17 protein-coding genes, 8 tRNA genes and 1 riboswitch are annotated in these 16,977 nt (G+C 51.6%); of the genes, 19 read left to right on the top strand and 6 right to left on the bottom strand.

Translation table 11 applies throughout. The annotated features are described in order from the left end of the window. Positions 1–298 precede the first annotated feature (298 nt). The 8 genes from NSQ24_RS17480 (at position 299) to NSQ24_RS17445 (ending at position 1,249) form a co-directional block, all read left to right on the top strand. Positions 299–391, top strand: a tRNA-Ser gene (locus NSQ24_RS17480). Positions 392–404: 13 nt separating this feature from the next. Continuing rightward, a tRNA-Glu gene (locus NSQ24_RS17475) sits at positions 405–481 on the top strand. A gap of 8 nt (positions 482–489) precedes the next feature. Beyond that, positions 490–576 (top strand) — tRNA-Leu (locus NSQ24_RS17470). A gap of 3 nt (positions 577–579) precedes the next feature. Continuing rightward, positions 580–655 (top strand) — tRNA-Gly (locus tag NSQ24_RS17465). A 153-nt stretch (positions 656–808) separates the two neighbouring features. Further along, positions 809–885 (top strand) — tRNA-Arg (locus NSQ24_RS17460). 74 nt (positions 886–959) lie between these two features. Further along, positions 960–1,036 (top strand) — tRNA-Pro (locus NSQ24_RS17455). A 52-nt stretch (positions 1,037–1,088) separates the two neighbouring features. Next, a tRNA-Gly gene (locus NSQ24_RS17450) sits at positions 1,089–1,159 on the top strand. Positions 1,160–1,173: 14 nt separating this feature from the next. Continuing rightward, positions 1,174–1,249 (top strand) — tRNA-His (locus tag NSQ24_RS17445). 66 nt (positions 1,250–1,315) lie between these two features. Here the strand turns inward: NSQ24_RS17445 and NSQ24_RS17440 are convergent. Beyond that, positions 1,316–2,224 (bottom strand): EamA family transporter, encoded by a 909-nt coding sequence (locus tag NSQ24_RS17440; protein ID WP_338463394.1) that lies wholly within the window; start codon positions 2,222–2,224, stop codon positions 1,316–1,318. A 271-nt stretch (positions 2,225–2,495) separates the two neighbouring features. On the opposite strand from NSQ24_RS17440, the gene rarD reads away from it, so the two are divergent. Further along, the gene (rarD, locus tag NSQ24_RS17435) at positions 2,496–3,410 is read left to right on the top strand and encodes an EamA family transporter RarD (protein ID WP_031932788.1); all 915 of its coding nucleotides are present in this window, start codon (positions 2,496–2,498) and stop codon (positions 3,408–3,410) included. 83 nt (positions 3,411–3,493) lie between these two features. Here rarD and pdxK read toward each other — a convergent pair whose 3' ends face one another. Both pdxK and NSQ24_RS17425 read right to left on the bottom strand, forming a co-directional pair. Beyond that, positions 3,494–4,309 (bottom strand): pyridoxine/pyridoxal/pyridoxamine kinase, encoded by an 816-nt coding sequence (pdxK, locus tag NSQ24_RS17430; RefSeq protein ID WP_251255735.1) that lies wholly within the window; start codon positions 4,307–4,309, stop codon positions 3,494–3,496. 184 nt (positions 4,310–4,493) lie between these two features. Next, positions 4,494–4,670, bottom strand: a complete 177-nt coding sequence (locus tag NSQ24_RS17425) for a hypothetical protein (RefSeq protein WP_155807973.1) — start codon at positions 4,668–4,670, stop codon at positions 4,494–4,496. Positions 4,671–4,883: 213 nt separating this feature from the next. Between NSQ24_RS17425 and NSQ24_RS17420 the strand changes: the two genes are divergently transcribed. The 3 genes from NSQ24_RS17420 to NSQ24_RS17410 are packed head-to-tail and all read left to right on the top strand — an operon-like array spanning position 4,884 to position 8,609. Then, on the top strand, positions 4,884–5,585 hold the full coding sequence (locus NSQ24_RS17420) for an ABC transporter ATP-binding protein (protein WP_003386350.1): 702 nt from the start codon (positions 4,884–4,886) through the stop codon (positions 5,583–5,585). 24 nt (positions 5,586–5,609) lie between these two features. After that, positions 5,610–7,061, top strand: a complete 1,452-nt coding sequence (locus tag NSQ24_RS17415; RefSeq protein ID WP_024984010.1) for an ABC transporter permease — start codon at positions 5,610–5,612, stop codon at positions 7,059–7,061. 21 nt (positions 7,062–7,082) lie between these two features. After that, complete coding sequence (locus NSQ24_RS17410) at positions 7,083–8,609, top strand: efflux RND transporter periplasmic adaptor subunit (protein ID WP_003386348.1); 1,527 nt, start codon at positions 7,083–7,085, stop codon at positions 8,607–8,609. 85 nt (positions 8,610–8,694) lie between these two features. Here the strand turns inward: NSQ24_RS17410 and NSQ24_RS17405 are convergent, their stop codons facing one another. Beyond that, positions 8,695–9,357, bottom strand: coding sequence for a hypothetical protein (locus NSQ24_RS17405; RefSeq protein WP_031932790.1), 663 nt, complete (start codon positions 9,355–9,357; stop codon positions 8,695–8,697). Next, complete coding sequence (locus NSQ24_RS17400; protein WP_003386344.1) at positions 9,357–10,139, bottom strand: class I SAM-dependent methyltransferase; 783 nt, start codon at positions 10,137–10,139, stop codon at positions 9,357–9,359. Before NSQ24_RS17400 ends, NSQ24_RS17405 begins: the two co-directional genes overlap by 1 nt. Positions 10,140–10,276: 137 nt before the next feature. Between NSQ24_RS17400 and NSQ24_RS17395 the strand changes: the two genes are divergently transcribed. From NSQ24_RS17395 to NSQ24_RS17385, 3 genes are read left to right on the top strand one after another with little or no spacing between them, the layout of a single operon-like run. Next, positions 10,277–10,714: a DUF1284 domain-containing protein gene (locus NSQ24_RS17395; protein WP_003386342.1), complete on the top strand. Its 438-nt coding sequence runs from the start codon at positions 10,277–10,279 to the stop codon at positions 10,712–10,714. A 55-nt stretch (positions 10,715–10,769) separates the two neighbouring features. Continuing rightward, complete coding sequence (locus tag NSQ24_RS17390) at positions 10,770–10,982, top strand: hypothetical protein (RefSeq protein WP_024984007.1); 213 nt, start codon at positions 10,770–10,772, stop codon at positions 10,980–10,982. 7 nt (positions 10,983–10,989) lie between these two features. Next, positions 10,990–11,802: an EcsC family protein gene (locus tag NSQ24_RS17385; protein ID WP_031932793.1), complete on the top strand. Its 813-nt coding sequence runs from the start codon at positions 10,990–10,992 to the stop codon at positions 11,800–11,802. A 125-nt stretch (positions 11,803–11,927) separates the two neighbouring features. Here the strand turns inward: NSQ24_RS17385 and NSQ24_RS17380 are convergent, their stop codons facing one another. Beyond that, positions 11,928–12,476, bottom strand: a complete 549-nt coding sequence (locus NSQ24_RS17380; protein ID WP_003386338.1) for a GNAT family protein — start codon at positions 12,474–12,476, stop codon at positions 11,928–11,930. Positions 12,477–12,671: 195 nt separating this feature from the next. Then, positions 12,672–12,856, top strand: a riboswitch (Lysine riboswitch). Between the two features lie 90 nt (positions 12,857–12,946). Here NSQ24_RS17380 and dapD point away from each other — a divergent pair. The 4 genes from dapD (at position 12,947) to NSQ24_RS17360 (ending at position 16,868) form a co-directional block, all read left to right on the top strand. Further along, entirely contained in the window at positions 12,947–13,657 is a 711-nt protein-coding gene (dapD, locus tag NSQ24_RS17375) for a 2,3,4,5-tetrahydropyridine-2,6-dicarboxylate N-acetyltransferase (RefSeq protein WP_003386337.1), read from the top strand. Positions 13,658–13,671: 14 nt separating this feature from the next. Then, on the top strand, positions 13,672–14,883 hold the full coding sequence (locus NSQ24_RS17370) for an acetylornithine transaminase (protein WP_003386336.1): 1,212 nt from the start codon (positions 13,672–13,674) through the stop codon (positions 14,881–14,883). 4 nt (positions 14,884–14,887) lie between these two features. Beyond that, on the top strand, positions 14,888–16,024 hold the full coding sequence (locus NSQ24_RS17365) for an N-acetyldiaminopimelate deacetylase (RefSeq protein ID WP_003386335.1): 1,137 nt from the start codon (positions 14,888–14,890) through the stop codon (positions 16,022–16,024). A gap of 250 nt (positions 16,025–16,274) precedes the next feature. Beyond that, entirely contained in the window at positions 16,275–16,868 is a 594-nt protein-coding gene (locus NSQ24_RS17360; RefSeq protein ID WP_003386334.1) for a hypothetical protein, read from the top strand. The last annotated feature ends 109 nt before the right edge of the window (positions 16,869–16,977 follow it).

Genomic DNA, 16,977 nt, shown 5'->3' with positions numbered 1-16,977 from the left:
CTCCCTCCTTGACCACAAAATAGCGTACCAGAATCAGGCAAAGAAAAACGTCGGACATGTGACGAAAAAAAGTCCGATCTGTTACCAAGTTGTGTACCTGAACGTGCAATTTCGAATTGTGAAAAATATCCGACTGCCTTGCCTTTGTCTAGAGAAATTCGCATCAGATGAGAAATCGCGTACAGATGGCTGTCAAACATGCGAGAAGTGGAAGGGAAAAAGAAGGTATTGAAATAACTCTTGTTTTATGATATAGTCATTTGTGTCAAAACGGACAAACACAATGTGATTTGGTACTGGATGGATGTCCGAGTGGCCGAAGGAGCACGATTGGAAATCGTGTAGACGGGGATGACTCGTCTCGTGGGTTCAAATCCCACTCCATCCGCCATCTTGCTTAAAATGGCCCGTTGGTGAAGCGGTTTAACACAGCAGCCTTTCACGCTGTCATACAGGGGTTCGAATCCCCTACGGGTCACCATAACTCATGCGGTCGTGGCGGAATTGGCAGACGCGCTAGATTCAGGTTCTAGTGGTGGCAACACCGTGGAGGTTCAAGTCCTCTCGACCGCACCATATGCGGACGTAGCTCAATTGGTAGAGCGTCGCCTTGCCAAGGCGAAGGTCGCGGGTTCGAGCCCCGTCGTCCGCTCCATGATGCGTATGCAGGTCTCTCACCCGTGCCGGGTTTACCCTCGTGGTAAAACACGAAGAATTGCTCGGGTACTTCAGATTTGGCTGCGCAAAGAAGGATACTCGACGAGGTATTGCCAATGGAAGCGAGCCCCGTCGTCCGCTCCATATATATGTGCCCTTAGCTCAGCTGGATAGAGCGTTTGACTACGAATCAAAAGGTCGGGAGTTCGAATCTCTCAGGGCACGCCATTTATCCCCCCAGCAAGGGGAGGTACCTCGGTTGATCTGATAGCCTTTTGCGAAAGGCATGATTCATTTTGCATCGGGAAGTGGCTCAGCTTGGTAGAGCGCTTGGTTCGGGACCAAGAGGTCGCAGGTTCAAATCCTGTCTTCCCGACCATCTTTGTTTTTTTTCTCGAATAGTTGGCTACTATAAATAGAAGCAAGATCGTGCGGGTGTAGTTCAATGGTAGAACCCCAGCCTTCCAAGCTGGTCGCGTGGGTTCGATTCCCATCACCCGCTCTTTTTCATTTATGGCGGTCGTGGCGAAGTGGTTAACGCACCGGATTGTGGCTCCGGCACTCGTGGGTTCGATTCCCATCGATCGCCCCATTTGTCAAACAGCAAAAAAGCCCAGTGTTTGTCCAATTGGACAGCCACTGGGCTTTTTTGCTGGGATTACATGCTTTTCTCGCTCAAAATGGCTGTGGTCGAACGCGCTTGCTTCAATCTGATTTGCGGGACGATGATCGCGAGCATGATCAGCGTGACGCCGGCCCATCGCAGTCCGGACACCTGCTCATGGAGAACGAAGCTGGACAAGAGGACGACCGTAGGCAATTCGATTGCACTGAGAATCGTCGCTACGCCATTGCCCAGACGAGGAACCCCGATCGCAAGGCAAAGAATCGGGATGACCGATCCAAAGCAGGCGACCAGCAGAGCGTACGGAAGCAGGCCGTCCAAAAGCCTGCCATTGATCAGGAAGGCAGGGGGGTACACCAACGAAAGCAGAATGGCTGCCAAACTGATGGAAATGGCGCTGCGCAAATAAGGATTCATGTCAGGGACGAGCCGCCCGCTGAAAAAGATGACCATCGCAAAGGTGGCGCCTGAGAGCAGTCCAGTCACGAGTCCGTACAGACTGACGCTCTTCAGGCTGTCTATGCCGAGTCCGCTGGCAAGCACCGTCCCGATGCCGAGCAGAACAAGAGACAGCCATTTTTCACGAGTCGGCCATTTCCGGTCTGCGATCGCTTCGATCATCACGCCAATCCATGTAAATTGAAACAACAGGACGATGGCGAGCGACGCGGACACTTGACTGACCGATTGATGATACAGAAAGCTGGTCGCGGCCATCATCACGCTGACAGGCAGCAAAATGAACACATAACGCCAGCGAAAGCGTTCCCTGGATAAAAAGAAGGCGACCGCGATCATGATGAGACCGCCAAAGATTAATTGGCTGCTGCTCATTTCATAGGGGGAATATCCTGCGTGAAAGGCTGCTTTCATGATAATAGAGAGGATTCCGTAGCTGACAGCTCCCGCGAGAACGAGAATCACGCATTTCCAGTATGACATTAGTAAACTTCCTTTCTTCTGACTAAACAAATAATGATGGGACCTATTGTACTATAGAAGCAAACTTGATACAATAAAAGTTTATACCATGCTTTATCGTGATAATTAGGTAATAAACTGCTTAGTTACCATGGTAGCGCAATGAAGGGTTGATCTCCTTTTTGAGCTTCCTATAAAGAATGTACATAGATAGATAAGTTGCTCTTCTATCGTTTACACTGAAGAGAATGAGCGAGGAGAACGAAACAGAAACAAATGGGGGCAGGTGTGGATGAAACAAGGAGTCTTGTACGCAATCGGGGCCTATTTTATGTGGGGAATGCTGCCGCTGTACTGGAAGGTTTTCGAGAAGATGGGAGCCTGGGAGATATTGGCCCATCGGATTATCTGGTCAGCCGTGTTTGTCGTAGCCCTGCTGTTTGTGACAAAAAAACTGCGCTATTTGAAATCGTCGGTAACGGAAGCGAAAACGTGGATCGCTTTGGTGCTGAGCTCGTTAATTATCAGCGGCAACTGGCTGATCTATATATGGGCAGTCAACATCGGCCATGTGATGGAAACGAGCCTGGGCTATTACATAAATCCGCTGCTGAGTGTATTGTTCGGGGTTTTGTTCCTTAAAGAGCGCATGCGCCTGGGGCAATGGATCGCTATCGTACTTGCGGCGATAGGGGTTTCCGTCATGACTTTCCATTACGGAAAGGTTCCGTGGGTAGCTATTTTGCTCGCGCTCACGTTTGCCCTGTATGGATTGGCGAAAAAAACCGTCAAACTCGAGCCCATGATGAGTCTCGCCTGGGAGACATTGTTTGTAGCCCCGATCGCTTTGGCCTACGTGCTTGCACTTCAGGTAAACGGACAGGAAACCGCCCTTTCACTGGAAGCTTGGCAAATAGTCTTGCTGACCTTGGCTGGGGTTGCGACAGCCCTGCCGCTGTATTGGTTTGCCCAGGCAGCGAAGCGATTGCCTTTGTCAATGGTCGGCTTCGTTCAATACCTCTCGCCAACTATCACGCTGCTGATGGCCATTTTCTTGTTCCATGAACCGTTTACCCAGACCCATTTGATCAGCTTTGGCTTTATCTGGAGCGCATTGGTCGTATTTACGATCAGTTCGCTCCGAAGCAAGGGAACGTCAACAGCTCCCGCTCCAAACGCAAACCTGGCTTTCAAAAAGAAAGCATAACAACAGAAAAACTCCCGGCTTCCTTATATAGAGGAGGCCGGGAGTTTTTGCTATTGCCTTTATTTATATAGCTAGTCCAACACTTACGCTTTTTGCAGCTTGCGATACGCTCCATGATTGGTCGGACCAACGTATTCGTTCAGCTTGAAGGAGTGGCGGATCGCTTCCGTGATAAACTGCTTCGCTACGTTAACGGCATCGCGAACCGATTGTCCTTTTGCCAATTCGGCGCAGATCGCCGCGGAATACGTGCAGCCTGCTCCGTGCGTATAGGTGGTATCGATGCGTTCGCCTTCGAGGATGTCGAATGTACTGCCATCATAGAGCACATCGATTGCTTTTTCATGCTGCAGCTTGCCGCCGCCCTTGACCAAAACATAGGCCGCGCCTTTGTCGTGAATCCGCTTGGCGGCTTCCTTCATGTCGTCGACAGTCTTGAGCGCGCCCATCTGGGACAAAGCCCCTGCTTCATACAGGTTAGGTGTGACGACGGTCGCACGCGGTACCAGAACGTCACGCAAGCAGTCCGCATTTTCCGGATGGAGCACCTCGTCTGCCCCTTTGCAGACCAGGACAGGGTCAACGACTACGTTTTTCAGTTGATACTGTTCGATTTTTTTGGCAGCCAGCTCGATCAGATCCGTTGTTCCGAGCATGCCGGTTTTTACCGCATCGACACCGATCCCGGAGAGGACCGTCTCGATCTGCTTTTCCAGGGTGCCGAGGTCGATCGGGAACACTTCATGGAACCAGGAATTATGCGGATCCTGCGCGACGATAACAGTCAAGGCAGTCATCCCGAATACGCCCAGCTCCTGAAAGGTTTTCAAGTCCGCCTGAATACCTGCTCCGCCGCTTGTGTCAGAGCCTGCGATGGTCAATGCTTTCTTCATGGTCATGGCTTTCGTCTCCCTTTGTATCCGCTACGATGGTAGTAGGGGCATCTCTGAAATCTTCTTATCCTTATTGAAGAGCAAATGCACAGCGGTGTCAATAAGGGTGACACGCAAAAAGCCGCTTTCCCTGTGAGGAAGAGCGGTTCAAAAAGGTGGACGGTCAAACCATGGCCACTTTATGTATGTGTTAGACAGATGCGACGTGATGGAAAGAGAAGCTGATGGGAGCGGCCATTGCTTTTGACCTTGTGCTGGCCAGTTTCTTGGCCTCTTTCGCTGCTTCAAACATGCTAGGAGCTTTAATGACTTCAATCCATTGACGTGTAGCTGTTTCAAACAAAAAGCGATAGATCCTCATCTTCACTCTGCCCTCTCGTGTTTTTCTTGCCTGCTCCTATTATATCAGCGAACTGGAATGATTTGGTTACAGGAGTGTTACAAGTTCTTGAATTTGGTGTGTACAAAGGGTTAATTTTATTTCACGAAATAAAATCGTTACATTTTTCCTGCTCCTCCGTCTATATACAATGAGATGATTTTTCCAAATTTGTAATAGCAAAAGAGGTGTACACAGAAGATGGCCAACGGAATGGGTGAATTGACGGTCGAAAACGTCAATCACAGCTATGGAACCGGGAAAATCAAAGTCCCTGTCCTCTTTGACATCAATATCCACATAGCAAAAGGGGAGTTTGTCGCGCTGTGCGGGTCTTCAGGATCGGGAAAATCGACACTCCTCAACCTGCTGGCGGGATTGACCAAACCGGAAGAGGGCAAGATTTTCGTCAATAGCGAGGAAATCTCCCGTTTTAACGAGAACGAGCTTTGCTTGTTCAGGCGCAAATGCATGGGCTTTATTTTTCAGTCCTACAATCTATTGCCGGGTCTGACCGCGCTGGAAAATGTGGAGCTTCCCTTGATTTTTGCAGGTGAGAGCAAGAAAAAAAGACGGATAAGAGCTGCCGAGATCCTGGAGAAAATGGGGCTGGAAGGCCGCCTGGATCACCGCCCCAACGAGCTTAGCGGCGGGCAGCAGCAGCGTGTCAGTATCGCCCGCGCCCTGGTAAACAACCCGAGTATCGTGCTGGCTGACGAACCGACTGGAAACCTGGACAGCAAAACAGAGCAGGAAATTCTCGACTTGATGAGGCAGATGAACCGAGAAAGCAATACGACATTTATTATCGTTACGCATGAGCAGGAAGTGGCCGAGCAGTCCGACCGGGTGATTTACCTACAGGACGGAAGAGTCGTGCAAAGGCGTACAAAACCGGCGTGATCGAGGGTATGAGGTGAAACAAAAGTGAAATTTATAGACTCATTTCGGATTGTATGGAGAAACCTGTGGCGCATGAAGCTGCGAACAGCGCTTACCTCGGTTGGGGTCATGATTGGTACGGCAGCGATTGTCGCGATGATTGCCCTCAGCTTGGGCTTGAAGGCAAATGCTGTAAAAAGCCTGGAGAGCTGGGGGAACTTGACAGAGCTCGACGTGGAACCGGCCTTCTACATACCGGAAGAAGACAGAGTGATTCCCGACGACGAACGAAAAAAACTGAATATGGCGGCTGTTCAAGAGTTGAAAGCGGTCAAAGGCGTAGCTGCGGTCATGCCGATCAAGCGCATCCGCGGCGAGTCCAAGCTGAAGGTTGGCCGAAGGGAAGGGTACATCGAGCTGGTCGGTGTCGACGTCCGCGAATCTGCCGCATACCGGAAGGACGAAATTGAAAAAGGAACCTATCTTACGGGAGCGCCTCAGGAGGTTGTCGTTTCCTATTACGTTCCGCGAGAGATGAGGGACGTGGAAAAAGAAAAGCGGGAAGCCCGAATGAGGAATGCCAACAAGAGTGGCGGCGGAGGAGGGGAAGTATACTTCTCTCGGCGAGGTGGTGGCGGAGGAGGCGAAGAAGGCCCGGCTCCATTCGACATGGTGGGCAAGCCGGCAACGATTACGCTGACTCGCGAATACCGGATCGACGATGAATTGAAGCTGGAGAAAAAAGACGTCAGGGTGAGGGTCGTCGGCCAACTGCAAAAATCGGAGAATTTCCGCTACGGAAGTGCGGTCTACGCTCCGCTCAGCCTCGTAAAGGAAATGAACGACTGGCTGAACCGCAGCAGGGGCGAGGAGTTTGGTGACACCAGCTCAAGGCGCTCGCGCGATAAAAATCAGGACGAGTTTGTATTCGATGAGATTACAGTCAAGGTCGAGTCTCGCGAAATGGTCGAGAGCGTCGTATCCGATTTGAAAAAGCTTGGCTACGAGGTTTGGTCGCCTGCCCGCGAACTGGAGCAGATCAACAAGTTCTTCTTCGTGATTCAAATGATTCTCGGCGGGATTGCAGCCATTTCTCTTCTGGTCGCTTCCATCGGGATTGTAAACACAATGATCATGTCCATTTTGGAGCGGACCAAAGAAATCGGGATTATGAAGGTAATCGGAGCCACCGTTTACAACATCCGCTGGCTGTTTTTGATGGAGTCGGGCTTCATCGGTCTGATTGGAGGCATGACCGGTCTGGGACTTGCCTGGGGCGCCGTTGAATTGGTCAACTATTTCGGCAAAGCAGGCGGTCTGATGGACAGTCTGGGCTTTGGCGGCGGAGGAGAGGAAATGACCACGTTGGCTGTGATACCGACATGGCTGGCTCTGTTCGCCATCGGATTTGCCTTTATTATCGGTTTGTTGGCGGGCATTTTCCCGGCCATTCGCGCGTCCCGTTTGAGCGCATTGCAAGCGATTCGATCTGAATAAGGAAATGTGGGGTTACTTACGATGAGCAAAAAGAAAAAGTGGATCATCATTTCTGCCGTTCTCGTGCTGTTGGGCGGCGGAAGCGTGTATGGTTATACGAAGTTTACGAGCAACGAGGCGGCATCGGAGCAGCCGCAGGAGGAACCGCCTTCCTTCCCGACTGCGGCAGTAGAGACGGGAGAAGTAAGCAAAGCCATCTTCGCTTCGGGGACAGTGGAAGCCAAGGCCCGTGAAGAGGTGAAGCCGGAGCTGAGCGGAAAGGTCGAGAGGGTGTTCGTGCAGGAGGGACAGCGCGTTTCAAAGGGCGATCCTCTCTTTAGCATTGACGGCGAGGACGCTGCCATTGAGCTGCAAAAGCAGGAATTGAACATCATCCGGGCGCAAAAGGATTTGGCCGAGATCAAAAATAAAAAGGACAAAATTCTCTCTGACAAAACCGGAAAGATCAAAGAAGTTTTGATCAAGGAAGGCGATCAGGTAACGCCTGACACGATTGTGGCAAAGCTGGTCAACACGGATTATCTGAAAATCAAAGGGAAATTCACGGCATACGAGGCCGAACGCTTTAAGGTAGGCCAGCAGGTGAAGGTATTTCTCGTAGCCTCTCTCTCTTATGTCGATGGAACGGTTACGAAAATCGACCTGACCGGAACCAAGGAAAAAGGTGTCGGCGGCGTGCATGACGTAGAGGTGCTCGTGAAAAAGCCGGGAGCCATTTACGTTGGGGACATGGGCGAGGTGCAGTATACAGATGCAAAAGGCACGTTGTACGCCAGCCAGATCGCCACGCCATTCGAGAATCCGGATGACATCGATCTCGTAGCCGGTACGCATGGAAAAGTGGGCAAAGTCGAGATTGAGAATGGCGACGAAGTGAAGGCAGGACAGCTCATTGCAAAAATGGACATGACCTCCGTCGATCTGGAACTGAAGGAAAAAGAACTGGCGCTGAAGGAGTCCCAGCTGACGATGGAGCAAAAGCGACGGGACATCGCAAAAAAACAAGTAACGGCGCCAATCAGCGGGGTAATTACCAAGCTCAATGTAACGGCAGGCGAAACACCTGACTCGGGCAAGCCTGCTGCGGTCATCATGGATACGAGCGCGGTTTACTTTATCGCGGCTGTGGACGAGCTGGACATCCCGTCGATCAAGGTAGGGCAGCACGCGGAAGTGTATGTCTCGGCTTTTGGCAACAAGCCGTTTACAGGAAAAGTAATCGAAGTGCCAAAAGAAGGTACAAAGGAAGACAAGACGGTTCGATTTGCTGTGAAAATCGAACTGTCCGATACGAACGAGATGAAGCACGGAATGACCGGGGACTGCGATATTTTCGTAGAGAAGAAAGAAAATGTGCTCCGACTCCCCATGCAGGCTGTTGAAGTCCTGGAAGAAGGGAAAGGACAGGTCATGGTGAAAGATCCGGCGTCCGGAGAACCGACACCGAAAGAAGTGGAGATTGGGATCGAAGGATCGGAATTTGTTGAGATTAAGAGCGGGCTTGCAGCCGGAGATGAAGTTTTGATGATGCTCGGCGGAGAAATGTAGCCGGAGCAGGCTGGAGCGAACCGCAAATAAAGGGGAAACCGCCCGATGTCTCTATTCATGGACAGCCGGGCGGTTTTTTATGAAATTATGAAGGAAACAAGATTCTCTCTATTTCGGCCCGCAAGCTTTTTAGCGGATTGCCGATCGGCCGCCCGGTGCTTGCTTCGAACAGCTCGGCAGCAGGAACCATGGACAATTGGGCCACGGAAATGCTCTCCGGCTCCCCTCGCTTGGCCAATACTTGCAAGCCATGATAGATGGCTTCGCGGTATTCCGCTGTTCGTCCGCTCATCAGCAAAGGAAATGAGTCGGGAACGAGCTCTGCACGTACGTCTGTCTCCGAAGAACGCACGTGTGCGAACGAATGGTAACGCGCCATGGTCCCTTTGATCGTAGCAGGGTTTGAAAAAAGCAGACGGTGAGAGCCGGAGGAGCTGGATACGTCGTGGAAAAATGGTTCGTCCAGCTTGATGATGGGCAGCTCTACACAATTTTCATCTTCAGGCTGCATGCCTGCAATGTACTGAGTGCAAGTAATGAGAATCGCGTCCACGCCGCATGCGGCGATCCATTGCAGCTGTTCCCGTATCTTTGCTCTCGACGCCTCGTCGGGAAAATGTCCCGAAAGCTCTGAGCGAATCAGGACGCCGGGGTCGACAAAATGGGTCAACGCCAAACCGTCGATACACAAACCATCAGAAATGAGGGCGATATTGGAGTGATGGGCGTGCAAACAGCCAAGGCGCATCAGGAAATCTCCTTTTCAAATGGTTTGACAGCAGCCACTCTGATCCGTTTGTAGTCGATGACCCAAGAGCCGTCGTGAAACAGATGAGGCTTGAGCTCTTCGGCGATGTCCCGATATGCGGCCTTTTTTTCGCCAGCGGACATCCCGGTGAAGAAGGGGGAGCAAAAAGCGTTCAGCCAGTGAAGAATGCCGTTTTCTCCGTCAGGCAGGGGAGTCGGGCGGTCAAAAAGCTGCGCACAAGTGACAGAGAAGCCTTGATGCTCTAATATAGTGGAATAAGTGCCAATACTGGGAAAGTACCAGGGCATTCTTTCAGATGCATCAATGCCGGCTGAGCTTAGCACGATTCGGATCTTTTCGATAACCGTTTCCACATTGCCGGCTCCGCCAAACTCGGCGATGAAGCGCCCGCCGGGACGAAGCGCAATCCAAATGCTTTCAGCCACCTTCTCGGGCTGCTTCATCCAGTGCAAGGCGGCATTGGAAAAGACGGCATCGAAGGTTTCGGTTGTACGATAAGTATGAGCGTCCGCAACATAAAAAGGAAGATGCGGATATTTTTTTCGCGCGGCATCGATCATTTCTTCAGAGAAGTCAATTCCGGTCGGTTTGGCCCCCATGCTCGCCAGCTCATGGGACAAGTCGCCCGTCCCGCACCCGATATCGAGGACAGACTCGCCCGGTTTCGCTTGAAGCCAATCCAGGATGCCTTTGCCAAAGGCGGAAACAAAGCTCATTTTCGTGTCGTACAATTGCGAATTCCATGAATGCGTATCAGTCATGTGAACCCCCTCCTTGCTTTGTTTTTAACAGCAAAAAGGGTATTAGTCAAATCTATAATAAGTATAAAAGTAATAGGAAATTTCTATTTGCATTTGCGAAACAATGCCTTCAGGCAGACGATAAGGGAGGATGAAGGATGGAACCAGTTGTTTTGCGCGGGCATCATTTGCTGTGTGTCCACGGTTTTCGCGGAATGGGATACAGTCCTGACTTTGTTGTCAAAATGGGGGAGATTGTAGAGAGAATCCGCGACAATGAGCAAGACTTTCCGATTCAAGTCGTAAAAGGATTCGATGAAACGTGTCAAGTCTGTCCTCATAAAGGATCGACGCGCTGCGAAGCGGCTCCTGATTCGGAGGAGCATGTCCAAACGCTGGATCAAAATGTGTTTCGGCACCTGGGAATCACGCCAGGGGAGGTTTATCTCAAGTCGGAACTCGTGCAAAGGACACGCGAGAGAGTATCCCCAGATGATTTGGCCCATTTATGCGAGGGGTGCTCGTGGTTATCCTACGGTGTCTGCAAGGAGGGAATAACCGAGCTTCGCAAAGGAAAAAACCCTGAACCTTCCTAATTTTTTCTGACGTGCTTCGAGGATTTGGGAAAGAAAGATCAGGGAGGGAACGGCAATGACGGAGGAAGAGTGGGGCATCCTCTACAAACTTGGCTTTCGCATGGAAGAAGGAAAAGTGAAACATCTCAAGCTGGGAGTCGTAAAAGAAATTGAGGATTTTTCGGGTTTTGATTCACTCTCGGAGTTGGAAGCATTCGCAAAGGAATGCTTGCGGACCCGATGCCTCGTAAACAAGCAGACGAAACGCGATAAACGGCAAAGGGGTTGAACGGATCGTGGAGCTTGAAGATCGAGTGACACTAACCCGTAAGTTGGATGAGGTAAGGAAATGGGAATCAGACCAGAACGATCTGTGGTTTTGGGAAAAGCTTGGGCGCCTCCCCTTTGTCTTTCTGGACCGGATCACGCCAAACGTGGTGCGGGACAAACTTGGCACAGCCGTCGACGAACTGGTTGCCTTTTTGGAGAACGGAGGGAAGTACCTGGTACGTGAGCGGGATATCCACACCCGCTTTCAGGAAGCGTTCCCGAGGAAGGACGAGCAGTCGCTAGAAACGCTTCCGATCAATCAGCGTCCACTCGCGCAAATGGATAAAATCGCCGCAGAGCTGAGCGAGTCGCGTGCCACCTTTGCAGCCGTACAAGGAGCCACCACAGGCTTTGGCGGCATCTTTACGCTTGCAATCGACATTCCTCTGCTGCTGGGCACCTCGCTAAAGGTACTGCAGGAGATGGCGATTTGCTACGGCTATGATCCGCAGGACAAGCGGGAGCGGCTGTTTATTGTCAAATGTCTGCAGTTCGCTTCCTCGGATATTGTAGGAAAGCAGGCGATCCTGGAGGAGCTGTCTTCTTTCGACAATCCTTCCAAAGAGCGGGATGTACTCTCTCAGCTTCAGGGCTGGCGAGAGGTAGTGGTGACCTACACGGAAAATTTCGGGTGGAAAAAGCTGTTTCAGATCGTACCGGTCGCGGGAATGCTCTTCGGCGCTTATCTGAATCGCTCGTCTGTCCGTGACGTGGCGGAGACGGGCATGATGCTGTATCGCAAGAGAAGGATTCTCGAGCGGCTTGGCACGGAGGCGTAGCTGTAGTGTGAACAAAAGCCCAAATGGCCGAATCGGCCGAACAAATTGCCCAGCCAAACGCCGAACCGAATTATTGAACCGATTTTCTGAATTGCAACCGTCCAGATTAAGTGATGCTGCCGCTCCTACGTCGTCTCCAGCTCCTCGGCGGTAATGGCAAAGATCAGGTGATCCTCCCATTTACCGTTGATTTGCAAATAGCGAAGCGACAGTCCTTCTTCGCGAAATCGGTTTTTCGCAAGAACCTTGATCGAGCCTGTATTGCGCGGCATGACCGCAGCTTGAACCCGGTGAAGCTTTGCTTCGGTAAACGCAAATCGGATGACTTCTCCTACTGCTCTGGTCATTATTCCTTTGCCGTTATGAGATTGATCGAGGAAATAGCCGAGTGTAGCGTTTTGCCAGGCTCCGCGCACGATATTGGAGAGGTTGACGCGGCCGACGAGGGTTTGATCAGGGCCGACGAAAATGCCGAACGAATAGCCTGTCCCTTCGCGAAAGCTTCGCTCTGCCTCCTCCAACTGCTGGTACTGCGCTTCAATTGTGTAAAAAGAAGCGGGGCGGATGGGTTCAAAAGGCTGCAGAAATTGGTGGTTTTGTTGCCGCAAAGAGGCCAGGGCAGGGGCATCGCTTGCAGACAAGGGACGAACAAGAAACGCAGAAGGTGCAAACATCTTCAGGTTCAGCCTCCTATTCACATATAGGGTGGATGGAAAGTTTAGCATGAATCAGGACTGTTGAAAAGAGGGAAAAGGGAGTCGCTGACAATGCCGTCCAGCAGGAGCGGCCCACTCTCGATTCAACAGTTGCCACCGGGTACGGAATTTGGTACAGTACAGGGTAAGTAAAGCTGAACAATTGCATATTGCCTTCTAAATAGAGGCGCGCTGCGGATGAGTACTTCTTTTCATCAGGAATGGGGAAAGGGAAGAGGAGAAAAGGCCAAAGCGCCGAAGTTCTGGCCGCATCCCCATTGGCGGCAGGGCTGGGGTGCTCGTGAATAATGATCATCCTGTCATAGGAGAAGTTTCTCTTATGGAGCGCTATTTACGTTTGCTTGTCCGGTATCAAAAAGCAATGAGTATAGCGTTTGCACTCATTGCTTTTTCTACATTCATTTCAAGAAAAGTGGAGGAGAAGTACTGTGAACATGATGGATGCCAATGAAATTATCTCGTTTATTCAAAAAAGCGAAAAGAAAACGCCTGTAAAGGTATACCTCAAAGGGGATTTGGACGGCATCGACTTCGGTCCCAGCGCAAAAGCCTTTTTGAACGGCGGCACGGGAGTCGTTTTCGGGGAGTGGAAGGAAATCCAGCCTGTTCTGGAGCAGCATGCGGATAAAATCGCGGATTATGTAGTGGAGAGCGACCGCCGCAACTCTGCGATTCCGCTTTTGGATACAAAAAACATTCAGGCACGCATTGAGCCAGGCGCAATCATTCGCGACCAGGTGAGCATCGGCAACAACGCCGTCATCATGATGGGAGCTTCCATCAACATCGGAGCCGTCATCGGAGAAGGCACCATGATCGACATGAACGTCGTCGTCGGCGGACGCGGAACGATCGGGAAAAATTGCCACATCGGCGCAGGTGCTGTCATTGCCGGCGTGATCGAACCGCCATCTGCGTCTCCGGTCGTTATCGAAGACGATGTCGTGGTAGGAGCAAATGCGGTCATTTTGGAAGGGGTTCGCGTCGGAAAAGGCTCCGTTGTAGCCGCAGGAGCTGTCGTTATCGAGGACGTTCCGCCGAATGTGGTAGTAGCTGGTACGCCCGCACGCATTATCAAGCAAATCGACGAAAAGACACGCTCCAAGACGGAGATCAAGCAGGAGCTGAGACAGCTGTAAGGGAGAGGGTAGGCATGGACTGGCGTTCGCTTGATCAACAATACATCGTCTCTACGTACAAAAGACTGCCGATCGCTATCGCCAAGGGCGAGGGAAATTACCTCTACGACACGAATGGCAAGGGATATCTCGATTTGTTTACCGGACTTGCCGTAAACGTGCTCGGCCACTCTCACCCGCGGATTATTCAGGCCCTGCGGGAGCAAGGGGAGCAATTTTTGCACATCTCCAATATTTTCCTCAATCCCCCTGCGATCAAGCTGGCGCAGAGGCTGATCGAGCATACCATCCCGGGGAAAGTCTTCTTTACCAATTCCGGAGCAGAAGCGACCGAGGCGGCTATCAAGCTGATTCACAAATGGACGGCTGCCGAAGGTACGGGACGCTCAGGCATCGTGGTTCTGTCCAACAGCTTTCACGGCCGGACATTGGGAGCTCTTCGCCTGACCAGACAGCCTCACGTCTATCAGGATTTTCCTCAGCCCGATTTTCCGGTCTATGAGCTGAAGGCAGGAGACATTGATCAGCTTCGCGCTGTCTGTGAGGAACGCCGTCCTGCTGCCGTTTTGATGGAGCCGGTGCTGGGCTCGGGCGGTGTCGTCCCTCTGGCTGAAAGCTATTTGCAGGAAGTGGCGGCGATCTGCCAGGCGACAGGCACTTTGTTTGCAATGGATGAGATTCAGACAGGAATGGGACGGACAGGCAAATTATTCGCTTTTCAACACGCTGCTGTGACACCGGACCTCATTCTTTTTGCCAAAGGAGTAGGGGGCGGGCTTCCGCTCGGGGGTGTCATCGCAGGCGAAAAACTGCAAGACTTGTTCAAGCCGGGTGATCACGGCACCACGTTTGCGCCGTCACCGCTCTCTGCCGCCTTGGGGAATGCAGTTCTGGACGAACTGTTGGACGCAGCGTTCCAAAGTCAATTGCAGGATGTGACGCAATACCTGTGGGATCGTTTGGAAGATCTGCGGGCAGCCTTTCCTGAGCAGCTGCAATCGCTTCGCGGAAAGGGAATGATGGTGGGAATCCCGCTCTCGGTTTCACCGGAGGAAGTAAGCCGGCTTCAGCAAAATTTGCTGGAGGAGGGGATTTTGGTCGATGTTACGCAAAAAACCATTGTCCGTTTGCTCCCGCCGCTTACGCTGACCCGCGGAGATGTCGATCGTTTTATGGAAGCCTTCACCCGCGAAATGAGCCAGTTGGCGGCCGGAAAGGAGGCGTAGCAGCGTGAGTGTTTCGACGTTTGTCCGTATCCGCAGAGATCTGCATCAAATTCCCGAGCCCGGGTTCGCGGAGTTCAAGACACAGCGTTACCTGCTCGATTATCTGGAGCAGCTCCCTGCAGAGCGGTTTGAGCTCAAGACATGGAAGACAGGCATTCTCGTAAAAGTGGCAGGCCGCAATCCGAAAAGAACGATCGCCTGGCGCGCGGACATGGACGGGCTTCCCATCACGGAAGAGACCTCCTATCCATTCCGCTCCAGGCACGAAGGGTATATGCACGCATGCGGACACGATATGCACATGGCGATTGGCCTCGGCATTCTGACGCATTTCGTCCATCATCCCATTGACGACGATCTCCTCTTTATCTTCCAGCCTGCAGAAGAAGGACCTGGCGGAGCCAAGCCGATGATGGAGAGCGAGGAGTTTGGAGAATGGCGGCCGGATTGCATTTTTGCCCTGCACATCGCTCCAGAGTATCCCGTAGGCCATATCGCGACAAAGCCAGGCATTCTGTTTGCCAACACATCCGAATTGATGATTGATCTGGTCGGAAAAGGCGGACACGCGGCATTTCCGCATAAGGCAAACGACATGGTAGTCGCGGCAAGCCATCTGGTGACCCAGCTGCAGTCGGTCATCTCCCGCAATATTGATCCGCTGGATTCGGCTGTCATTACGGTCGGGAAGATTGAGGGAGGTACGCGGCAGAACATCATCGCGGAGAAGGCAAGACTGGAAGGGACGATCCGGACGTTTTCCACCGATTCCATGACCCGGGTGAAGGACCGGATTGAAGCCCTGGTCAAAGGGGTGGAAGCGGGATTCGAGTGCAAGGCCGAGATCGATTACGGCTGCGGCTATGCTCAGGTGTACAATCACGAGGAAATGACCCTTCAGTTTATGGACTGGGTGAGGGGAAATCTGCCCGACGTCACCCTTGTACACTGCGCGGAAGCGATGACCGGTGAGGATTTTGGCTTTTTCTTGACCGAAATTCCCGGATTCCTGTTCTGGCTGGGAGCGGATACCCCTTATGGACTTCACCACTCCAAGATCGAGCCGGATGAGCAGGCGATTGAAGTCGCCATCGACGTAGTGACCCGATATTTTACATGGCTCTCCGATCAGCAGGCATGACCGGATAAAACATGTGGATAAAAGCAGGAAAACGACCTCTTGGGGGTCGTTTTTCTATTGTTTGGACATGATGTGACGTGCCTATTCCCGCCAAGCAGGCCATAGCTGTGGATGATGTGGATTTTGTGGATATCGCAGAAAAAACTTCGCGGGGCACCACAACTATTTGCTTGCTTGGGCGTATAAGAATATGGAAAGAAACACTGAGGAAAACAAGCGCTGAAGCGCAACGATACTGGAGGATTGAGTCATGAAAAAAAGGTGGTTGTCTGCCCTGTTGGTGCTGACGGTTGCAGGTGTAGGGAGTACGGCCTTGGGCGAAGGCGCAATGCGCATTTTTCTGAGCGGCGAGCGCATTGTAAGCGATCTGCCCGGGTCTACGGCTTCTTCCATGGAAGAATTGGTGAATCGCTTGGGTGGATTCACAGAGTACGATCAGCGCTCGGGCAAAATGGAAATTATCAAGCCTAATGTGAATGTGCTTGTTCTTGAGGGAGTTCAGCAAAGCCGCAATAAAAATGTCGTCTTCAGCAACCCGATCAAAGGGTACAGCGACAAGGATGTCCCTCGCACGTTTAACGTCTTTGTCGAAGTAGACGAAGCCCCTTCGGCAAAGGATTTGCGCATGCAAGTAGTATTGATTGGACCGGATGGAAAAGAAGTGGAGCAAAGTAAAGTCTGGAAATTCTCAACTCAAAACGGAAACAGCTTCTACTTCTCGGAACCGTTTGTCTCCACCAAGCTTGAGCAGTACGGGACCTACAAAGTGCAGGTGCAGATGAAAACCGAAAAGTTTGATCAGTATGTAACAGTAGGGGAAAACAGTTTTTCCGTGGGCAGATAAAATTATCTGGCTTGGATGCGTTTCCACATGACTTGTTAACGTGGTATAATGATTACAAAACACAAGTTTTTTCATAATCCGCAAGCAAGTACATGAGAGAAAGGAACGA

This window comes from Brevibacillus sp. FSL L8-0520 (assembly GCF_037963895.1).
Lineage (GTDB): Bacteria > Bacillota > Bacilli > Brevibacillales > Brevibacillaceae > Brevibacillus > Brevibacillus borstelensis.
Note: the sequence above shows the minus strand (reverse complement) of the source record. Positions and strands in the feature narration are given on the sequence as shown.